The organism is Dyella sp. (assembly GCF_035685805.1).
Taxonomy (GTDB): Bacteria; Pseudomonadota; Gammaproteobacteria; order Xanthomonadales; family Rhodanobacteraceae; genus Dyella_A.
Map to the genome: position 1 here is coordinate 40,968 of NZ_DASSAB010000024.1, position 20,267 is coordinate 61,234.

Sequence of the window (20,267 nt, forward strand, 5' to 3'; positions counted from 1 at the left end):
TACCGGTTCATAGGTAACAAATTCATTCTAATCAATTAGATACGCGTTCTTCAGAGCGTGCGCTCGCGCACATCGGTATCAACTTTGTTGAGGCATCGTGAAGACGTGGCCAACGAACAGTCACTAGTCCTTCACGCCTGAGTACCCGACCCCCATGAACAAGATCCAGCTCGGCCGCGCATCGGCGCAGGCTTCCCCTTCCTCCCGCCGCCGCGCCCGCGGCGCCCTGCTCACCGTCCTGGCGCTGGCGCTCGGTTCCGTGGTCGCCCCGGCGTCGGCCGCCGTCTGGTGGACCACCAGCCCGACCGTGGTGATCGGTTCAAAGATCGTCGACGTCCGCAACGCCGGCGCGCGCGGCGACGGAGTGCACGATGACACCGCAGCGTTCCAGGCGGCCATCAATTCGCTGCCCAGCACTGGCGGTACCGTGGTGGTGCCGGCCGGGCGCTACATGATCAACCCGGTCGCCTCGATCAAGATGCGTTCGCACACGCGCCTCAAGCTGGATCCCAGCGCCCAGCTGGTGGCGATTCCGACCAGCAGCGAGCGCTACTACGTGATCAAGGTCTGGGGCGTGACGGATGTGGAGGTGACCGGCGGCCAGGTCATCGGTGAGCGTGCCAAGCACATGGGCAGCACCGGCGAGTGGGGCATGGGCGTGGACATCCGCGCTTCCGACAACGTCTATTTGCATGACATCAAGGTGTCCAGTTGCTGGGGCGATGGCGTGTATGTGGGCGCTACCGGTCCGGCGGGGAGCGCGATCCCGTCCACCGATGTCACCCTGCGCAATGTCGTCTCCGATGGCAATCGCCGACAGGGTCTGTCAATCACCGTGGTCGATCGGGTCTTCGTCTACAACAGCACGTTCAGCAACAACGTCGGCATCCTGCCGCAGTCGGGGATCGACGTTGAGCCGATGTGGCAGGGACCCACGCGCAACGTCCGGATCGAGAAGAACCATCTGATCGGAAATGCGGGCAATGGCCTGGTGATGCACGGCGATGTGTCCGGTGTCGTGGTCAAGAGCACCACGTCGGAGAAAAACAACGGTTACGGGATCCTGGCGATCGATATCGCCAACACCTGGATCGCCGCGAACCTGATCACCCAGAACGGGCTCGACGGCGTTGCCATGACGAAGGCAACCCACGACGTCAAGATCACCAGCAACACGATCAACTACAACAGCACCCGCTGGTTCATCACCAACAACCGGTCGATCTTCATGCTGACCAAGAGCCCGCGTGACGTGCAGATCGATTCCACCACGCGCAACATCACTTTCACCAACAACATCCTGTCGCCGACGCCGTAACCCCGGCGAAGCTATGGAAAAGCAAAAGAAAGGCCACCCTCGGGGTGGTCTTTTGCTTGTGGCGTCACACGATCAGTCGGTTGCCGGTCCGTGGCGCACCACGCGGTTGATCTGGCCGTCGAGGTACATCCATTTGACCGGACCATGGCGCTGCTCGCGGCGGTGGATTCCCCGCGTCACCTGACGCCGCAGCTCCGGCGCGGTGCGGGCGGGGCTCAGGGCCATCAGCGCCAGCTCGATCTTTCTCAGGATGCGTTCCAGCTGCCCGAGCCAGGCGGCGTAGGAGCTGGTGAAATGAAGATGCAGCTGCGGATGCAGTGCCAGCAGCTTGGTGATGTCGCGGGTGCGTGCGGCCGAGGGGTTGTCGGCGATGACGTGAGTCTCGTGGGCACGCGGGTAATGCGCCGCGATGCTGGCCAGGAACGCCGCGAGCTCGGCCGACGTGGCGCGCTTGCTGACTGGCGGCGAGGCGGGATCCTCCTCGCGCCCCTTCAGTGCGCGGCATAGCGCCATGGTCCCGGGCCGCGCCTGCGCCGCAGAGCGCGGTTGGCGCGCCGGGGGCGACCCGGGCGGCACGCGGTCGACGATGCGGAAAACGGCAGCGTGCTGCGACCGGTTGAGGTACAGCCCGATGAAGTCGGCGGCGCTGGCGTTGAATTCCGGCTCCGGCAATGCGGGCGCGCTTTCCAGGCGATGGGGCTTGATGCCGTGGCGGGCCCAGATGCGCGCCACCGTCATGTGCGAGATGGTGCCGCCAAGCTCCGCCGCCAGCTTGCGCGAGGACCAGTGTCGGGAACCGTCGGCAGGCCGGTGGTGGGTGGTCCAGGTGAGGACACGCTTCTCCAGGCGTTCGGTGACCTTGTAGCGTTCGCGTCCCGCATGGCGTGCGTAGAGACCGGCGAGGCGCTCGGCGGTGAAGCGCTTGCTCCAGCGTGCGATGTAGCTGTCGCTGCAGCCCAGTCGCTTGCGGATTTCAGCCCAGGTGTGACCGTCGGCGAGCAGCAGGATCAGTTGCGCCCGCCGGGCGGCATCGCTGCGCGCCGCCCCGGTGCTCGCCTGGTGCTCCAGTTCGAGTCGCTCGCTTCGCGACAGCGTCAGCACCGGCGAACGTCCGACGCGGGAGGGCTGGGCGCGGGCACCGGCGAGCCCGGGTCGGGAGGGAGTCGCTGCGGGGCCAGGCGGTTGGGTTGACGGTCCGCGCATGCCATCGCTCACCCTTGTGACTGTCGATCCGTCTTGCGCCGCATCTGCGTGTGCTCGCTCGGTCCGCTCTCTGTCGCGGTGGCACGTGCATCCAGAGCGACCAGCTGCGCAAGCTTGCGCGGCAGTTCACGAACCGCGCGCCGGCGTTCGCGCACCGCCGCCAGCTGCTGTCTACGCCAGACCTGACTGTGCATGGCGATGTAGATCACCGCCAGCGCGCCGAACGAGAGCATGTTGCTGCCGGCATTCAGGCGTCGCGTGAGCATGCCCACCCCGACCAGCGATGCCGCCAGCAGCACCAGCGCTGCGAGCGTGGCGCGCGGTCCGAAGCCGGCGTTGAGCATCAGATGGTGGATGTGGCCGCGGTCCGGCTTGAACGGCGACTTGCCTTCGCGCATCCGTCGCGTCATCACCGCCAGCGTGTCCAGCACCGGCAGCGCCACGCTCCACACGACGTCCACCGTGGAAAGATGGGGCCCGCTAGAGGTCTGGCTGGAGCGGATCAGCATCCATGCCAGCAGGTAACCCAGCACCACGCTGCCGGCGTCGCCCAGAAACACCTTGCGTCCGACGAGTCCGAGATTGACGGCCAGGTAAGGCAGCAGGGCCGCTGCCAGCAGCAACAGCACGCCCAGTGAAGGCCACTGGTCGATGCCCTGGTAGACGGCGATGCCGCCGATGCCGACCAGCGCCAGCATGCCGGCCAGGCCGTCGATGCCATCCATCATGTTGAACGCGTTCAGCAAGCCGATCACCGCGATCAGGGTCAGCGGGATGCCGGCCACGCCCAGTTCCAGCTCGTAACCGAACGCCCGACCGAGGGTGTGGATGTACACGCCCGTGACGCTGACCATCGTCAGCACCGCCGCGGTCTGCACCAGCAGCCGGCTGCGCACGCTGAGTTCGAAGCGGTCGTCCAGCGCGCCCAGCAGCACCAGCGCAGCGCCGGTGCCGAGCAGGCAGCGCGCGAACAGATCGGACGGCGCGGCGAAAAACCAGCCGGCCATGACGCCGGTGAACACGGCAATGCCGCCGATCAGCGGCACCTGGCCCATGTGCGTCTTGCGCTCGTTCGGACAATCCACGAGCCCGAGCGTGCACGCGTGGCGATACAGCAGCGCCAATGTCGTGGTGCACGCGAACGTGGCGACGGCACAGGGCAGCAGGATCCGGTAGTACTCCATGGAAGGGTCATCCTTACGGCGGATTTCATGCGCGTGGCAGTCGATCCGGTGCGGGTTGCCCCAGTGCCATGCGTTTGAAAGCGTCGCTGCGTGCAGCGGCGCGCATTGCATGACTCGCGCAGCGCGCGCTATCGGTTTCGTGCGCTGTCGGCAGATGGGGGTGGCGTAGGCCACCAATAGACGTGATCCGCCCCGCGCCGTGCTTGATATTTATCAAGTGCGCCAAGCCTTGTGCCGCAACGGTTTGCGCGGTGCATGCGTCGCGTGAAGACGTGACCTCGGCGCCTTCGCGCGACGTTGATTTCAGCGGAACATCAGGTTGATCACGACCATCGTTATCAACAGCACCGTCAGGGTGAGCGGCACCCCCACGCGCAGGAAGTCCTTGCCGCGATAACCGCCGGGGCCGGCGACCATCATCAGCGCCGGATGGCCGGAACTGAGCAGGAACGTATTGGAGGAGGACACCGCCACGATCAGCGCATAGGCCGAGGGGTTGCCGCCAGTTGCCACCGCCACGCTGATCGCGATGGGCACCATCATCACGGTGGCGCCCACGTTGGACATCACCTGCGAGAACAGCAGCGTGAGGATGGCCAAGCACAACTGCAGCACCCAGGGAGCGGCATGACCCAGGTAGGCCAGCACTTCCTGCGCGATCCATGCGGCGGTGCCGGTAGCGTCCATCGACCAGCCCAGCGGAATCAGGCAGGCGGTGACGAAGATCGTCTTCCAGTTGATCGCCTTGTACGCCTCGTCCATGTTCAGCACGCCGGTGAGCAGCATGCCGATGGCGCCGGTCATCATCGCCACGGACAGGTCGAGGTTGGTGAACAGGGCAAGGCACTTGGCCAGCAGGAAGAAGCCCACGGCGTGCCAGATCTTGCCGGGCCGCTGCTCTTCCTTGGGGACGTCGGTGACCACTACCAGGTCCTTGTCCTCGCTGGTCTGGGCCAGCTCGCGCCAGCTCGAGTGCAGCACCAGCGTGTCGCCGGCGCGCAGGCTGATGCCGCGCACGTCATCGCGCAGCACCTGGTCGCCGCGGTTCACCGCCAGCACCGAGATGCCGTAGCGCTTGCGCAGCCGCAGCTCGCCGATGGTCTGCTTGATGAAGCGCGAACTGGGCGGGACCACGGCCTCGGAGATGCCCGCCCGGGTCGGATTGAACAGCTCGCCGAGCTGTCGCATGCGCGGCGACAGCTTGCACAACTGGTTGTTGGCGAATTGCGCCAGTTGCTCGCGGGGGCCCAGCACGCCGAGCACCGAGCCGACCCAGATCACCTGGTCCACCGGCGGCGCCATGCGTGCATCGTTGCCGCTCTTGATCGCCAGGATCAGCGGCGCCTGGTGCAACTGCTCGGCTTCGCCGATGCTCATGCCCACCAGCGGGCTCTCCGCGGTGACGGTCAGTTCGGCGGTTTCGCCCACGATGCCGTAGGTGTCGGCAAAGTAGCTCTCGGTGCGTCCCGGCGTGACCTTCAGCCGCTCGTCCTCGCGCTCGGGCAGCAGCCGGTGGCCGAAGAAGTAGAAGAACGCGATGCCGGCCAGCGCCAGCGCCAGGCCCACCGGGGTGACGCTGAACAGGCCGAACTTCGGGATCGTGTGCGCACCCGGCGGCAGGTTGTTGTTGGCGCTGGCGATCAGGTCGTTGAGGATGATCAGCGGCGAGTTGGCGATCAGCGTGGTGTTGGTGGCCGCCAGGATGCAGAACGCCATCGGCAGCAGCAGTCGCGAGATCGGCACGCCGGTGCGCGCCGAGAGGCGGCTGATCACCGGAATCATCAGTGCCGCCAGCGCCTGGCTGGGGATCACCGCGCTGAAAAGGCTGGTGACGGCGTTGATCACCACGCCCAGGCGCGACTCCACCCCGCGTGCCATGCGCATGACGAAGTTGGCGGTCAGCGAGAGCACGCCGGCGCGATCCAGCCCCGCACCCATGATCATGATCGCGATGATCGCGATCACCGCGTTGCCGGCGAAGCCGTTGAACACGCGGTCGGACGGGATCAGGCCGGTCAGCCCGATCACCACCACCACGAGCAGCGCAACCATGTCGGCGCGAATCCACTCCAGCACCAGCATGAGCATGGTGAAGCCGACCAGGGCCAGCACCAGGATCATCTCGGGAGTGAGGGTCAGACCCACGGGCAGAGGTCTCGCAGGGAGTGGATTCGCACACCAGCGACTTGCCGGGCCAGGCCGCACGAATGCATGCGGTGGTGCGAAGAAGGCCTCACGCGGCGTCCCGTCCCTGAATCAGGCCGCAGTATATGCGGCCACGCATGCGGGCGGTCGAACCGCAGCACGCGCGCGTGGTCACTGGCGACGATAGAGCAGGTCCCACACCCCGTGACCGAGCTTCAGGCCGCGCCGTTCGAAATGGGTTTCGATGCGCCAGCTTGGCCGCTCGGAGCGCGCGCCGGGGGCTACCTCGTTACGCCAGTGCGGTGCTGCCTCCATCACCTCCAGCATGTGGGCGGCATAGGCCTCCCAGTCGGTGGCCAGGTGCAGCAGTCCGCCTGGCGCCATGCGCGAGGCGAGCAGGGCGACGAACTCCGGCTGCACGATGCGGCGCTTGTTGTGCCGCTTCTTGTGCCACGGGTCGGGAAACCAGATGCGCACCTCGGCCAGCGCGCCCGGGGCGATCTCGTGTTCGAGCACCTCCACCGCATCGTGCTTGTACAGGCGCACGTTGTGCGCGTCGCGCGCCGCCAGCGCATTCATCAACCGGCCCACGCCCGGCCCGTGCACTTCCACGCCGATGAAATCGCGTGCCTGGTCATGTTCGCTGGCCCAGGCCAGCGCCTCGCCGTTGCCGAACCCGATCTCCAGCACGCGGGGTGCGACGCGGCTGAACACCGCGTCCAAGTCGCGCGGCTGGCCGCGGTAATCCAGCCCGAAGCGCGACCAGTGTGCGTCGAACGCCCGCTGCTGCGCAGTGGTCATGCGGCCCTCGCGCAGCACGAAGCTGCGGATGCGACGCAGGTAGGCGGGGCTGTCGGTGGCGGCTGCGGGCTGCCCGTCGTCGCCGTCGTGGGGGTGTGTCATGGAAGGTCCGTGGAGCGGCGCGGTGCCGGCGCGCGTTGCAATGCAAGAACAACGGCCCGCCTGCGCGGCGGGCCGTCCTAAGGGCCGCCTAGTGTAAAGCGGCGACGCTCAGCGGTGCTTGTAATGCAGCATCGCCGGCGTGCCGGCGTCGTCGCCTCGGGCGGCCGGGGCAGCTGCCGGCTGGCTCGGGCGCGCAGTGGGCGTGAACGGACGCGCCGCCGGCGCGCTGCGGTCGGGCGCCGCCTGCCGCGGCGCCGGCTCGCGCGCTGGTGGCTGGAAGGGCCGCGACGACGGCATTGGCGCGGGCCGGGCGTACTCCTCGCGGCGCGGCTCCGCGCGCGGCTCGAAGCGACGCATGGCCGGCTCCGAAGCCGGGGCGCGCACGGCCGGTGCCCGCATCATCCGCACATCGCCCCGCTCGGCCCGCTCGCCCTGCCAGCGTCCTGCCGACCATTGCCGTGCCGGCTCGATCCGCGCAGGCGTCGGCAGCACGGCCGGACGCGCCGCTTCGCGTGGCGGGCGATACATGGTCGGCGTCTCGGGCGCCGCCGCAGCGCCCTGCGGGGCTCGCACGATGCGCGGGACCTCGGGCAACCTGCGCGGTGCCGCCCGCTCCGGGTCGATGGCATTGCCACGCGCTGCAGGGAATCGCGCGGGCTGGCTCTGCGGATGGGCGAAGCGCGAGGAGCGCACGCCGGGCACGGCCGCGTCGCGGGCCGAGCCCAGCTCGCCACGCGCCTGCGGGAAGCGCGACATGGCGGCGGGCTGGGGAACGCGCACCGGCGCAGGCCGGTTGCCGGCGCCGATGCGATCGGCCGACAGCTGGCCGGCTCCTGCGGGCGGCGCGTTGTGGGCGATCACGGCGCGGTCGAAGCGACCGACGGGCACGGAGCGCGTGCCGCCCTCGCGTCGCGGCGCGAGGCTTGCGCGTACCGGCTGCAGGTCGATGCCGCCGGCCAGCACCGGCGCGGCGCGCAGCTTGCCCGGGTCCACCTTGAGCCGGTGCGTGTCCGCCCGGCGGGCGTGGACGAACGCCTCGCGCGACATCGCCGTGATGCCGTAGGGCGCGTAGCGGTTGGCATAGTCCTGGTCCGGGCCGCGGCCGTCGCGGTGATGCCGATAGTGCTCGTCGATGCGATGGTCGTGATCGCCGTCGTGGTGGCGGCCCCAGCGGATGTTGTGACGGTTCACGCGCCGGTAGTAGCTGGCGCTTGTCGCGTACCACGGGTCGTAGATGTCGCCGGGGCCCAGCGGAAACCAGCCGATCGGCGCGCCGCTGCCGATCGACACGCTCCAGCCGCTGCCGCCGACAAACGCCACCAGCGCCGGCGCATAGACCGCGCGCAGTTCGCGCGGTCCGGGGATCCAGCCCCAGCGCCCGTGCACGCGGATCCAGCGACCGTAGTGGTACGGCGCGAAACCCCACGGCGCGTCGTCGACCCAGCTCCAGCCCCACGGGGCCACGTAGGCCCAGTGGCCCTGGCGGTATGGCGCCCAGTCACTGCCGACGATGGCCGGGTACCAGACCTGGCCGTAGTCGTCGCTGGACTGCCACTGGCCGTACTGGTCCAGGTCCTCGTAGCCGACCACGTCTTCGGACACGTACTGGCGCGACGGCGAACGGACGTAGCGCGCATCGCGGTCGGAGCACCACAGGTCGAACGCATCGCGGGCGCCGCTGTAGGACTCGACCAGCTGCGCCAGCGAGCTGTCGTCGAAGCGGTAGCTGTGGCCACCGACCAGCGCGCGGCGGGCGCCGCCCTCGCCGTACACGGTGGCCTGGCCTTCCAGTGCGGTGATCTCGGTGCCGCCACCGCGGTCGTCCACGTCCACGCGGAACACGCCGGGGCGATCAACCACCAGCGCCACGGCCGGCGTATCGATCTCGTAGCTCTGGCCCTCGGCCAGGCCGCGCACGGACAGGCTGAGCGTGCCGCGGGTCAGTTCCAGCTGACCGGTCTGGTCGTCCAGCCGCAGCACGCCGAGATCGGTATCGCGGTCGGCGCGCAGGCTGGCGCGATCGAGTTCGAGCTCGATGCGCGCGTCGTGGCCGGTGGACAGACGATCGCCGCGGGTGAGCGGCCGGTTCACGCTGGCGTCGCTCCAGCGGTCGGCGCCGGCGGGCAGGAAGCCCACCGCGCCGGCAAGGTACGACAGACGCGCCACGCGGTCGGGTGGATCACCGGCGCTGCCGTCGTCATCGGATTGGGCGTGGCTGGCGCCGGCGGCAAGCACGAGCACCAGCGCGCTCAGCAAACGCCAGGGGCGGCGGGGATGGGACAGGAACGAGAGCATGACTTCCTCCGTGGAAGCGGCGACCCGGGCGGGCGGGGCGACACGTCATGAAAACGTGCCGCCGCCGCGCGGGATGACGTGGCGACATTATGGGCACGCAGTGCCGCATTGCCGCAGCGCAGGCGCTGATTCTGCGGCGGGCGATTCAGCTGGCCGCCATGCGCGGTTTAGCGCGCGTTGGGCCATTCCCCCGGACGCCGCCGGCGGGTTACCATTTGCCGCCGACGCGGGTGTAGCTCAATGGTAGAGCTGTAGCTTCCCAAGCTACTGACGAGGGTTCGATTCCCTTCACCCGCTCCACTTTCTCGATTTCCCCCTCGAGTTCCCGACCCCTCCCCGACGCGTGCGCTGACCATGGCGGCTGTTCTCACCCTCGGCTGGCGGGAGCGGCTTGCCCTGCCCGAACTCGGCATCGCCGGGCTCAAGGCCAAGCTCGATACCGGCGCCCGCTCCAGTGCGCTGCACATCGACGCCCTGCAGCCCTTCCAGCGCAATGGCGATACCTGGCTTCGCTTTACCGTCAGCTCCGGCCGCCGGCAGGTGATCCACTCGCACTGCGAGGCGCGCGCGCTGGACCGGCGGGTCGTCACCGACACCGGTGGGCGGCGCAGCGAGCGCTGGTTCATCCGCAGCGCGGTGAGCCTGGCCGGACAGTCGTTCCCGATTGACATCAGCTTGACCGATCGTCGTCACATGCTGTTTCCCATGCTGCTCGGCCGCACCGCCCTGATCGGTCGGTTCGCGGTCGACCCGATGCTTTCCTACACCCAGCCGCGCACTCCGTACCCGGTCCCGGACAACCCATGAAAATCGCCATCCTCTCGCGCAACACGCGGCTGTATTCGACCCAGCGCCTGGTCGAGGCGGCGCGCGAGCGCGGCCACGTGGTGCGCGTGCTCGATCCGCTGCGCTGCTACGTGCGCATTGCGCCGGGCAACATGGAGATCCGCTACAAGGGCAAGGCGCTGCGCGACATCGACGCGGTGATCCCGCGCATCGGCACCCAGAGCACCTTCTACGGCACCGCCGTGCTGCGCCAGCTGGAGATGATGGGCGTGTACACGCCCAACCCGTCCGATGCCGTGCTGCGCGCGCGCGACAAGCTGCGCTGCCTGCAGATCCTTGCCTCGCACGGCCTGCAGATGCCGGTGACCGTGTTCGGCGACAACCCGGACGACACCACCGACGTGCTGGCGATGCTCGGCGAGCCGCCGCATGTGATCAAGCTCAACGAGGGCAGCCAGGGCACCGGCGTGGTGCTGGCGGAAAAGCGCAGCGCTTCGCAGAGCGTAATCGAGGCGTTCCGCGGGCTGTACGCCAACTTCCTGGTGCAGGAGTTCATCGCCGAGGCCAAGGGCAGCGACCTGCGCTGCTTCGTGGTCGGCAACAAGGTGGTGGCGGCGATGCAGCGCGACGCCAGCCCGGGCGAGTTCCGCGCCAACCTGCATCGCGGCGGCACCGCGGTGAAGGCGACCCTCAGCCCGCAGGAGAAACGCATCGCGATCAAGGCTGCGGGGGCGCTGGGGTTGGGGATCGCCGGCGTCGACCTGCTGCGCTCCAACCGCGGACCGCTGCTGCTGGAGGTGAACGCCTCGCCGGGGCTGGAAGGGATCGAGGCGGCCAGCGGGCTGGACGTGGCCGGCAACATCGTCAAGCACCTGGAGCAGAACGCCGGCCGCTGAATGGCGCCACGGCGCGATCGGGGCCATTAACCGGTTCCTAACCCTCCGCCGCCTATAAAGGCGCCACTGCATTTGTTTGGCACTTCAACCTGTAGGTCTAGGTGGCAGCAGATTCGGTATCGGGGCAGTAGCTTGGGCCCGGGTGTGCTGATCCCGACGTGGGTCAGTCATCCGGGCTTTTTCTTTGCCCGCGCGGCGCATTCAGTCTCGCGCCCCGGCGATTCGCCGCTGCCCCGCAACAGGCTTGTTAAGCTTGCAACCACTGTGTCGGCCCCTGCGCCGGCGGCTCGGAGCGGCGCATGCGCGTACTGGTAATCGAAGACAACAGCGATATCGCGACCAACATCGGCGACTATCTGGAAGACCGCGGCCACGTGGTGGATTTTGCCGGCGACGGCGTCACCGGCCTGCATCTGGCGGTGGTGCACGACTTCGACGTGATCGTGCTCGACCTCACGCTGCCCGGCATGGACGGCCTGGAGGTTGCGCGCAAGCTGCGCCACGAGGCGCACAAGCAGACTCCCATCCTGATGCTCACGGCGCGCGACGCGCTGGAGCAGAAGCTGACCGGCTTCGAGTCCGGCGCCGACGACTACATGACCAAGCCGTTCGCGCTGCAGGAGTTGTCCGCGCGGCTGGAGGTGCTGGCGCGCCGCGGCAAGGGTCCCCAGAGCCGCGTGCTGAAAGTGTCCGACCTCACCTTCAATCTCGACACGCTCACGGTGAACCGCGAGGGCAAGTCGATCCAGCTCAACCCGATCGGCCTCAAGCTGTTGCAGGCGCTGATGGAGGCGAGCCCGTCGGTGGTTACGCGGCAGGACCTGGAGCAGAAGGTGTGGGGCGAGGAGCTGCCGGACAGCGACTCGCTGCGGGTGCACATCCATGGATTGCGCGCGGCGATCGACAAGCCGTTCGAGAAGCCGCTGATCCACACGCGGCACGGCATCGGTTACCGCATGGTCGATCCGGATGCAGTCCAGGCGTAAGCTGCGGTTCCGCCTCGTCGTCTCCTTCGCGCTGTTCGGCTTCGGCCTCAGCGCGTTGTTCGCTTTTGCGGCGCTCAACATCCGCACGCGGGTGGAGGATCAGCTCGTCAACGCCAGCCTGCTTGACGACGCCAGATACTCCAACCGCTATGCCCAGGAGCATCCCGATTCGCCCGGTCCCGGTTCGCGGCTCATCACCGGCACGGTGAAGAGCGAGCGCACGCTCTACAAGGCGCCGCTGGCCTGGCAGAACCTCGGCACCGGCGTGCACGACATCCACGAGCCCGATCCGGACGATGGTGGCCAGATCCACCACTACAAGCTCGCGGTGTATCGCGAGAACGGCATCATCAGCTTCGTGCGTTACGACGTCTCGCGCGAGGAACTGGGCAAGCAACAACTCCTGTTCAGCGTCATTGGCGCGGTGTTCCTGTTCGGCCTGCTGTCGCTGGCCATTGGCCTGTGGCTGTCGCGCAAGGTGCTCAAGCCGGTCAGTCAGCTGGCCCAGCGCCTGCGCGAGTTCCGAAAAGCGGGCAGGGCCGAGCCGCTGGCGCCGGATTTCGCCGACGACGAGGTGGGCGAGCTGGCCCAGGCGCTGGACGACTACGGCGCACGGCTCACCTCGATGGTGGAGCGCGACCGCGAGTTCAACTCCGATGTCAGCCACGAGTTGCGCACGCCGCTGGCGGTGATCGCCAGCACCACCGAGTTGCTGCAGGACTCGCCCGATCTCACCGACAAGCTGCGCGAGCGGCTCAAGCGGATCGAGCGCGCCTCGCGCCAGGCGACCGAACTGATCGAGGCACTGCTGCTGCTGTCGCGCGCCGAGCGCCGCGGCCCTACCCGGGGCGAAACGACCGATGTAGCCAAGGTGGCCACGGACGTGATCGAGAGCCAGCGCCCGCAGATTCGCGACAAGCCGGTCGCCGTGCATCTGGACGAACGCGAACCGGTGAGCGTGAACGCACCGGCCTCGGTGCTGGCGGTGGCATTGACCAACCTGATCGGCAACGCCATCAAGTACACGCTGGATGGCGAGGTGCGTGTGGAAGTCGGCGCGAACGGCATCGAGGTGATCGATACGGGCCCGGGCATCAAGCCGGAGGACGCCGAACGCCTGTTCCAGCGTGGCGTACGGGGCGAGGGCGCGGGCGGAAGCGGTGCCGGGCTGGGCCTGGCGATCGTGCGCCGGCTGTGCGACCTCTACGGCTGGCAGGTGTCGATGCGCCCGCGCAGCGATACCAACGGCGCCATCGCCAGCATCGTGTTCGGCTGATTCGCCTTCGTTGGCAGCCCGCTCGGGCGACGCCGCGGCCCGGGCTGCGAATGAAAGCCAGCGTCAGCGGCCGCAGCGCACGTGGCTCATCCGCTCCCGATAGGAGCCCGCTTGCGGGCGATGCTTTGGTGCTGGGACGGGCATTCAGGGCCACGGTCAAGGCCACGGCATCGCCCGCGAGCGGGCTCCTATGCGGTCAGCGTGCAAGCGCGACGCAGAAAAACGCCCCGCATGGCGGGGCGTCCTGGTCTGCCGTGTCAGGTGGCGCGTCGATCAGACCGCTTCGAGCCAGCCCCACTTGTCCGGCGTCTTGCCGTCGAACAGGCCGAAGTACAGCTCCTGCAGGCGGCGAGTGACGCGGCCGGCGGTGCCGTTGCCGATCTGCTTGCCGTCGACCGAATTGATCGGGGTGATCTCCGCCGCCGTGCCGCACATCAAGAGCTCGTCGCACAGGTACAGGTACTCGCGCGGGATGTCGCGCTCGACTACCTCGATGCCTTCCTCGCGGGCCAGCACCTTGAGCGTGTCGCGGGTGATGCCGGTGAGGATCGACGCGCTGGCCGGGGTGGTGTGCAGCACGCCGTCGAACACCAGGAACAGGTTCTCGCCGGCGCCTTCGCTCAGCAGGCCGCTGGAGGCCATCGCGATGCCCTCGCCAAAACCCAGCCGACGCGCTTCACGCGCGATCAGCTGGCCGGACAGATAATTGCCGCCGGCCTTGGCGCCGGCCGGGATGGTGTTCGGCGCGAAGCGCTGCCAGCTCGACACGCAGGCGGTGATGCCCTTCTCCAGCGCCTCCGGGCCGAGGTACGGACCCATCGGCCAGGTCGCGACTGCCACGTCGATCGGCGTATCGGCCGACAGGCCGAAACCGCCCAGGCCGCGGTAGGCGACAGGGCGCAGGTAGGCGGCGGAGAAGCCGTTCTTCTTGATTACGTCACGGCAGGCCGCAGCCAGCTCGTCGAGCGAATACGGCAGCACCATGTCGTAGATGCGCGCGGACTGGTACAGCCGCTTCAGGTGGTCGGTGAGGCGGAAGATCGCCGCGCCGTCCGGCGTCGCGTAGCTGCGAATGCCCTCGAACACCGACGAGCCGTAGTGCAGGGCGTGCGACATCACGTGGGTGGTGGCGTCTTTCCACGGCTTGATCTCGCCGTTCTGCCAGATCCATTCGGGGTACTGCTGCGCCATGACGCTTCTCCGTTGGGGGACCGCCCATGATAGCCGTTCGCCCGGGCGACCGCCCGCGGGGGCTAGTTGGTCGGGCGCAGCCACAGGCAGCCGGACTGCTGCTCCAGCGCGAACGCCGTGGAGCGGCTGCTCCCGCTGCCGTCCTCGGCCTGGGTCAGCACGCTGATGCCTGCCGGTGCTTGCGCCGTCGCCGCGGCGTGGTTTTCGCCCGCGGCCAGCAGATGAGCCAGTGGCTGGCTGGCGTCGTACAGGTCCACCGGTGCGCCAGCGTGGGCGGTGCGGCCGCCGCCGTAGTCGGTGATGTCGAGCAGGGGGTGACGCATCAGCTCGGACAACGCGCGGATCTGCTCGACGACCGCATCTGCGCTGTAGCCGTCCCACAGCATCAGCCCGGCCAGGCGGTTTGGCTGGTTGCCGGCAAATGCCTCGACCACCTGCTGCTTGAGCGCCGGCAGGTCGATCACGCACAGCGGCATGACCGGCTGCCCCATTGCCGCCGCCGTGGTCGGCACCGGCGCTACGGACGGCAGTGCGGGCGTGGCTTCAAGGTCGGCGCAGCTGCGATCGGTGAAGATCTGGCCCCCGCTGCGGTCGACGCAGCGGTGAATCCCGTCGCCGGCTTGCGCATGGGCGTGCCGGCAGGCCGGGCCGGCCAGCAGGAGGAGGGTCACGCACAGGCCGGGCAGCGCTCGCATCGCATCAGCATATCGCCGCGCCAGCGTCCGGCTCAGTGCAGCAGCTCGAGCACCGCGCGGGTCGGGCGAGAACGGTTCAGCGTGTAGAAGTGCAGCCCCGGTGCGCCGCCTTCGAGCAGGCGACGGCAAAGCCCTGCGACCACTTCCGCGCTGAGCTGGCGCACCGCCTCCACATCGTCGCCGTGCGCCTGCATGCGCTTGGCGATCCAGCGCGGGATTTCCGCGCCGCACATGTCGGAGAAGCGCTTGAGCTGGCTGAAGTTGCTGATCGGCATGATGCCCGGCACCACTGGAACCTCCACGCCCAGCCGGCGGATGTCGTCGACGAAGCGGAAGTAGGCGTCGGGATTGAAGAAGTACTGGGTGATCGCGCCGTTGGCGCCGGCGTCCACCTTGGCCTTGAAATGGCGCAGGTCCGACAAGGCATCCTCCGCTTGCGGGTGAGTCTCCGGGTAGGCCGCCACCTCGATGTGGAAATGATCGCCGGTGTGCTCGCGGATGAACTGCACCAGCTCCGCGGCGTAGCGGAAATCGCCGTGCGAGGCCATGCCCGAGGGCAGGTCGCCGCGCAGCGCCACCAGCCGCCGGTAGCCTGCCGCACGGTACCCGTCCAGCAGTGCGCTGATTTCCGCGCGCGTGCCGCCCATGCACGACAGATGCGGCGCCACGGTGAGCCCGTGTTCCCGGTGCAGGTGCGCCACCGTGTCGCCGGTGTAGCTCAGCGTGGAGCCGCCGGCGCCGAAGGTTACCGAGGCGTATTCCGGCTCCAGCCCTTTCAGCTGCTGTGCCGCGCGGTCGAGCTGGGCGCGCTGTTCGTCGGTCTTGGGCGGGAAGAATTCGAAGCTGATCGACGGCATGGCGGGAGCGTCATCGTGAGAGGTGTGGCCAAGTGTATATCTCTTGTTCGCGATGAAGCGATATAGCTTGCCTTCACCGGCAGTGAGGCCGTGCAGGCAGGTCCGCGGCGGCGGTTGGCGACCCCGCGTCAGCTTGAATCCGACGGCGCCTTGTCCAGTGGCGAAGCTTCCGGGCCCCGTCCCCGCATCGCGCGAAGATGTCGCAGCATGCGGCGCCACTGCATGGCGACGATGTCTGCGGCCACCACGAGGCCGGGGAGGGGGTCGTCGAGGCGGAACGCATGGAAATGCGCCTTCGCCCACTGGCGCATCACCGCCAGTGCGGGTGCGCGCGCGCCGGGCGGCTGCTCGCGCAACGAGCGGATGTCACGCGGCAGGTTCACGCAGCCGGCGCCCACGGGGTAGATTGCCGGGGCAGCGGTGACCGGCAGGCCCAGCGCGTCGTGCCAGGCCATCTCGCACACGTTGACGCCGCAGCGCGATGCAAACTCCACGTAAGTCCACGCGCGCGAATTCACTTCCAGGATGCGGTACTGGCCGTCGCGCGCATCGCGCTTGAACTCCGCGCTGAAGATGCCGCGGTAGTTCACCTGCGCCAGTAGCTTCGAGAGGTCGCGCACCGGCGCCTCGACCGCTGCCAGCGGGATGCTCTGGCAGTACGAGCTGTTGCCGAAATCGATCGGATGGATCCGGTAGCGCCGCCGCGCGAACAGGCCCGTGAGCCGGCCGCCCGCGTCGCGAAAGCCGTCCACGAAGTAATGATCGTCGGCGCCGCCCGGCACGTATTCCTGCGCCATCAGTCCGAAGCCGTGGGCCTGCAGCTGTTGCCACACCCTGAGCAACTCGTCCCTGCCGCTGACACGCACGCCCTTGACGCCGAGGATGTCGCTGAACTGCTGCGAGTTGACCGGCTTGATGAAAAGCCGGTCCAGCCGCGCAAACGGGATGGCCTCGATATCAGCGGCCGATGCGATGTGGAACGTGGGCGGATGGGGAATATCAGTCTCGCCCAGAAACTGCGCAAAGCGCGACTTGTCCTGCAGCAGCTCCTGGGTTTCGCGCGAGCTGCTACTCACCCGAAAGCGCGCCGCCAGCTCGTGCTGCGGCAGGTCCGCCAGCCACAGTGCTGCATCGTCCGCGCCCGGGATGAGTACCGCCTGCTCCAGCGGCATGTCGCGCAGCGCCTGCAAACCCGTTGCTCCCAACGTCCCATCCCACGGTCGGGCGCCCGGCGTGGGCCGATACCAGCGTGAGCGCGTCACCAGGTCGTCCGGCGGACAGGCGACATACGCCGGCACCCCCGCCATCTGCAGACTACGCAGCACGCCGAGCGCATTCGCGCCCTGCGCCAGCACGATGGCTGGCGTCCGCGTCGTTTCGGAATTCCCCATGGCCCCACCCCTGATGGCGTTCCGGGCGCGCTGCGGGTTCGCTAGCCGCCTCTGGCCCGGTCGCGACTTTAAAGCAAAACCTGTGAGCCACGGGGGCGACATGTGCCGCTACGGCAAAGGGAAACGCCGGCTTTTCCGCGCCGGACAGGCCGGGCGATGTGCCCGCGGGAGACGCTTGCCACGTCGGAACGGACGGAGATCGTTGAGCCGGCGTTGCATGGCGTCGTTCGCCGTCAGCTTCGTGGCGCCGACGGAGCTCCCAGTTTGAGCTCCGGCCTCGGCCGGCGATTCGCCGACCGCTCTTGCCAGACCGTCCGCTGCACGCGTAGCAGCGGCTCGCCTGTACACGTTGCAGTTATTGCGCTCTGTGCAAAAGAGTGCGCTGGACACTGGGTTGCAGCATTCGTCCCGGCGCGGCATGGACATCGTTGCATTCACACGGGAGGAATGCAGCGCCTCATCTGCCCGGCCGGTGCCGTTGATCCAGGACGCCGCAATGAGAGTGGCCATGGGCAACGCTTCGCCGATCACCCGTCACCTTGGTCAGGCATCTCTGGCGACCTGCGCCCTTGCCGCTTTATCCGGCCGGGCGTGCCGCCGCCTGGCCGTGCCTGCAGCGGCGGGATGCCAGACCAGCCGCCGGCAGCCCGCCGCGTGGTATCCGTCCAGCAGCACGGCGACCTGCGCGGGTGCCACCCACGCAGGACAGCTGCGGCACCACCTTCAGTGTGGCTCGCCGGTGTCGTCGCCCGCCGCGGGCATGACGGCGTACCCCGGGGGCACCGCCGTGCTGAACACCTGCGGATCGATCGGCGCATCCAGCGTCACATGCATGGCCTGGCGCAGCGTCGCGCCGTCGGCGTCCATCTCCACCGCGCGCGGCAGTGCGTCGGCATCCGCCCAGATGGTGATACGCATGCCCTGCACATCGAGCGTCCAGCCGGTGGTTGGCGTGCCGTCGATGATGCGCGTGCCCGGCAGCCGGCGCGCCTCGCCCTGGAAGCGGCGCACCGGTTCGAGCCAGGCCAGCGGCGCGGGCGCGTCGGCGGTCGCCGGGAGCGGCATCTGCAGTGCGTGGCGACTGTCGTGCAGCAGCGTCAGCACCCGATGCTCCTGCGTGTTGACGACCATGCTGGTGGCGGTGCCGAAGTCCGTGCGCACGTCGCCGCGGCGGTTCATCCGTACCCGGATTGGCGGCATCGCCATGCCTTGTGCCTGTTGCTCGATCTGCAGCGTCAGGGTGTGGAAATCGCGCAGGCGCTGCTGCACCGCGTCGAAGGCGATGCCGTGCGATGTCGGCAGCAGCACCAGTGCCATCATCAGCGAGGCCGTGGCGACCGCCGCCGCCCAGCCAGCCCAGCGCCGGGCCGGCGCCTTGGGGGCGCGGCGCTGCAGTCGACGCTCCAGCTTCTGCTGCGCGACATCGGCGGCGTTCTCGGGCAGTCCGTGGTCGAGGGCGCGCAGGTGGGCGTCCAGTCGGTGCGAAAGGGTCGGGTTCATCACAGCACCTCCGGGGTGGTGTCGGTTTCGATACCGCCCAGTCGCGCTTCCAGCGCACGACTGGCACGGTGCAGGCAGACGCTGACGTGGTTGCTGCTCATGCCGGTGGCCGCCGCTATCGCGGCGATCTCCATGCCCTGCACGTGGCGCAGGGTGAAGCACTCCGCCTCGCGCGGCTTGAGCCGGCCCAGCGCATCGCGCAGCTGCCGGGCACGTTCGTGTTCGATCGCGCTTTGCTCGGTGCTGTCGAAAGCCGCCGGTGCGGTGGCGCGCCACGTCGGTACGAGCCGGCGCCAGCGCCCGGCCTTGCGCAGTCGATCGATCGCCATCCTCACGGTCAGCGTGGTGAGGTAAGCCGGCCACGACTCGACCGCTTCGGTCGGTCGTTCAAGCACGCGCAGAAACACATCCTGCTGCAGGTCCTCGGCCTGGGAGGCCTGACCAAGCACACGGTAGGCGGCCTGAAAGACCTGGCGGCCGTACAGCCGGGCGAGTGCTGCAACGTCGGGTGGCGCGTGGTCCGTCATGGGGTCGCCTTCGCTCTCGATCGAGAGGGTCATGGGAACGTCTCCGTCGGGTGATTTACCCAGGAAGACGCGCCAGCGGACCGATTCTTACAGCAGCCCGGCTCCGGGCGAAAAAAAAGGGCGCATTGCTGCGCCCTTTCCTGCTGTGCGACGGGAACCGTCGATCAGTAGCGGTAGTGCTCCGGCTTGTACGGGCCTTCCTTCGAAACGCCCAGGTAGGCAGCCTGCGAGTCGGTCAGCGTGGTCAGCTTCACGCCGATCTTCTCCAGATGCAGGCGCGCCACTTCCTCGTCCAGCTTCTTGGGCAGGATGTAGACCTTCTTCTCGTAGCTGTCCTTGTTCGTCCACAGCTCGATCTGCGCCAGCGTCTGGTTGGCGAACGAGTTGGACATCACGAAGCTCGGGTGGCCGGTGGCGCAACCAAGGTTGACCAGGCGGCCTTCGGCCAGCAGGAAGATCGCGCGGCCGTCCTTGAAGGTGTACTTGTCCACCTGCGGCTTGATGTTGAGCTTGGTCACGCCGGGGAACTTGTTCAGCGCGTCGACCTGGATCTCGTTGTCGAAGTGGCCGATGTTGCAGACGATGGCCTGGTCCTTCATCTGGCTCAGGTGCTCGATGGTCAGCACGTCCTTGTTGCCGGTGGTGGTGACGTAGATGTCACCGCGGCCCAGCGTGCTCTCCACCGTGTTCACTTCGAAGCCTTCCATCGACGCCTGCAGCGCGTTGATCGGGTCGATCTCGGTCACCACCACGCGCGCGCCGTAGGCACGCAGGCTGTGGGCCGAGCCCTTGCCGACGTCGCCGTAGCCGCAGACCACGGCCACCTTGCCGGCCAGCATCACGTCCATCGCGCGCTTCAGGCCATCGGCCAGGGATTCGCGGCAGCCGTACAGGTTGTCGAACTTCGACTTGGTCACCGAATCGTTCACGTTGATGGCCGGCACCAGGAGCTTGCCTTCCTGCTGCATCTTGTACAGGCGATGTACGCCGGTGGTGGTCTCTTCCGAAACGCCGCGCCATTCCTTCGCCAGATCGCTCCAGCGCCGGGGATTCTCGGCATGAACTTCCTTGAGCAGATCCTTGATGACCTTCTCTTCATGGCTGCCTGACGGAG

The 20,267-nt window shown here is 68.1% G+C and carries 17 protein-coding genes and 1 tRNA gene; 6 read left to right on the forward strand and 12 right to left on the reverse strand.

Features of this window, described 5'->3' with window-relative positions:
• Positions 1-154 precede the first annotated feature (154 nt).
• Positions 155-1,318: a right-handed parallel beta-helix repeat-containing protein gene (locus VFG40_RS05190; protein WP_324895607.1), complete on the forward strand. Its 1,164-nt coding sequence runs from the start codon at positions 155-157 to the stop codon at positions 1,316-1,318.
• Positions 1,319-1,390: 72 nt separating this feature from the next.
• Here VFG40_RS05190 and VFG40_RS05195 read toward each other — a convergent pair whose 3' ends face one another.
• The 5 genes from VFG40_RS05195 to VFG40_RS05215 all read right to left on the reverse strand — a co-directional run bounded on the left by VFG40_RS05195 (position 1,391) and on the right by VFG40_RS05215 (position 9,048).
• Positions 1,391-2,419: an IS630 family transposase gene (locus tag VFG40_RS05195; protein ID WP_324895609.1), complete on the reverse strand. Its 1,029-nt coding sequence runs from the start codon at positions 2,417-2,419 to the stop codon at positions 1,391-1,393.
• A 110-nt stretch (positions 2,420-2,529) separates the two neighbouring features.
• Positions 2,530-3,705: an undecaprenyl/decaprenyl-phosphate alpha-N-acetylglucosaminyl 1-phosphate transferase gene (locus VFG40_RS05200; protein WP_324895611.1), complete on the reverse strand. Its 1,176-nt coding sequence runs from the start codon at positions 3,703-3,705 to the stop codon at positions 2,530-2,532.
• A 303-nt stretch (positions 3,706-4,008) separates the two neighbouring features.
• Positions 4,009-5,826: an SLC13 family permease gene (locus VFG40_RS05205; RefSeq protein ID WP_324895641.1), complete on the reverse strand. Its 1,818-nt coding sequence runs from the start codon at positions 5,824-5,826 to the stop codon at positions 4,009-4,011.
• A 195-nt stretch (positions 5,827-6,021) separates the two neighbouring features.
• Complete coding sequence (trmB, locus tag VFG40_RS05210; RefSeq protein WP_324895613.1) at positions 6,022-6,753, reverse strand: tRNA (guanosine(46)-N7)-methyltransferase TrmB; 732 nt, start codon at positions 6,751-6,753, stop codon at positions 6,022-6,024.
• Positions 6,754-6,861: 108 nt separating this feature from the next.
• Entirely contained in the window at positions 6,862-9,048 is a 2,187-nt protein-coding gene (locus tag VFG40_RS05215) for a DUF6600 domain-containing protein (RefSeq protein ID WP_324895615.1), read from the reverse strand.
• A 226-nt stretch (positions 9,049-9,274) separates the two neighbouring features.
• Between VFG40_RS05215 and VFG40_RS05220 the strand changes: the two genes are divergently transcribed.
• The 5 genes from VFG40_RS05220 (at position 9,275) to VFG40_RS05240 (ending at position 12,992) form a co-directional block, all read left to right on the forward strand.
• Positions 9,275-9,348, forward strand: a tRNA-Gly gene (locus VFG40_RS05220).
• Between the two features lie 54 nt (positions 9,349-9,402).
• Entirely contained in the window at positions 9,403-9,855 is a 453-nt protein-coding gene (locus tag VFG40_RS05225) for an ATP-dependent zinc protease family protein (RefSeq protein WP_324895617.1), read from the forward strand.
• Positions 9,852-10,730 carry a 30S ribosomal protein S6--L-glutamate ligase gene (rimK, locus tag VFG40_RS05230; protein ID WP_324895619.1) on the forward strand — a complete coding sequence of 293 codons (879 nt, stop codon included), beginning with the start codon at positions 9,852-9,854 and terminating at the stop codon, positions 10,728-10,730. The genes VFG40_RS05225 and rimK overlap by 4 nt, the downstream gene beginning before the upstream one ends.
• Positions 10,731-11,029: 299 nt before the next feature.
• Complete coding sequence (locus VFG40_RS05235; protein ID WP_324895621.1) at positions 11,030-11,716, forward strand: response regulator transcription factor; 687 nt, start codon at positions 11,030-11,032, stop codon at positions 11,714-11,716.
• On the forward strand, positions 11,700-12,992 hold the full coding sequence (locus tag VFG40_RS05240; protein ID WP_324895623.1) for a sensor histidine kinase: 1,293 nt from the start codon (positions 11,700-11,702) through the stop codon (positions 12,990-12,992). Before VFG40_RS05235 ends, VFG40_RS05240 begins: the two co-directional genes overlap by 17 nt.
• Positions 12,993-13,265: 273 nt before the next feature.
• Here the strand turns inward: VFG40_RS05240 and VFG40_RS05245 are convergent, their stop codons facing one another.
• The 7 genes from VFG40_RS05245 to VFG40_RS05275 all read right to left on the reverse strand — a co-directional run.
• A complete protein-coding gene (locus VFG40_RS05245) occupies positions 13,266-14,183 on the reverse strand; it encodes a branched-chain amino acid transaminase (RefSeq protein WP_324895625.1) in 918 nt (305 codons plus the stop codon).
• A gap of 62 nt (positions 14,184-14,245) precedes the next feature.
• The gene (locus tag VFG40_RS05250) at positions 14,246-14,854 is read right to left on the reverse strand and encodes a DUF4124 domain-containing protein (RefSeq protein WP_324895627.1); all 609 of its coding nucleotides are present in this window, start codon (positions 14,852-14,854) and stop codon (positions 14,246-14,248) included.
• Between the two features lie 56 nt (positions 14,855-14,910).
• Positions 14,911-15,735: a methylenetetrahydrofolate reductase [NAD(P)H] gene (metF, locus tag VFG40_RS05255; protein WP_324895629.1), complete on the reverse strand. Its 825-nt coding sequence runs from the start codon at positions 15,733-15,735 to the stop codon at positions 14,911-14,913.
• A 128-nt stretch (positions 15,736-15,863) separates the two neighbouring features.
• Complete coding sequence (locus tag VFG40_RS05260) at positions 15,864-17,126, reverse strand: carboxylate--amine ligase (RefSeq protein ID WP_324895631.1); 1,263 nt, start codon at positions 17,124-17,126, stop codon at positions 15,864-15,866.
• 723 nt (positions 17,127-17,849) lie between these two features.
• The gene (locus tag VFG40_RS05265; RefSeq protein WP_324895632.1) at positions 17,850-18,626 is read right to left on the reverse strand and encodes a hypothetical protein; all 777 of its coding nucleotides are present in this window, start codon (positions 18,624-18,626) and stop codon (positions 17,850-17,852) included.
• Positions 18,626-19,186 carry an RNA polymerase sigma factor gene (locus VFG40_RS05270; protein ID WP_324895635.1) on the reverse strand — a complete coding sequence of 187 codons (561 nt, stop codon included), beginning with the start codon at positions 19,184-19,186 and terminating at the stop codon, positions 18,626-18,628. Before VFG40_RS05270 ends, VFG40_RS05265 begins: the two co-directional genes overlap by 1 nt.
• Positions 19,187-19,317: 131 nt before the next feature.
• Positions 19,318-20,267, reverse strand: a 950-nt coding sequence (locus VFG40_RS05275; protein WP_324895637.1) for an adenosylhomocysteinase, incomplete at its 5' end; no start/stop codon positions are given.